Source organism: Streptomyces caelestis, from assembly GCF_001279005.1.
In the GTDB taxonomy this organism is placed as follows: Bacteria; Actinomycetota; Actinomycetes; order Streptomycetales; family Streptomycetaceae; genus Streptomyces; species Streptomyces heliomycini.
On sequence record NZ_LGCN01000178.1, the window covers coordinates 1 to 225 of the forward strand.

Genomic DNA, 225 nt, shown 5'->3' on the forward strand with positions numbered 1-225 from the left:
TCCGCTTCTTTTTCCGCAGGTGCCGTCCGATGATGTGGTTGACCCGCATCAGCCGGGTCACACGCTTGCGGTTGATCCGCCGTCCCCTCGCGCGCAGCCCGGCATGGACGCGTGGGGCACCATGGGCGCCATCGCGCGCGGCGTGGATGGCGCGGATCTCGCTCACGGTCCGCTTCTCCTCGGCCTGGCGCCCGGCGCGGGCCTGCCCGGTGGCCAGATGGCGGT

1 protein-coding gene is annotated in these 225 nt (G+C 72.0%); it reads right to left on the reverse strand.

All coding sequences use genetic code 11. From position 1 onward, the window contains the following. Nucleotides 1-225, reverse strand: a 225-nt coding sequence (locus tag ADK41_RS16075; RefSeq protein ID WP_245174636.1) for an IS3 family transposase, incomplete at both ends; no start/stop codon positions are given.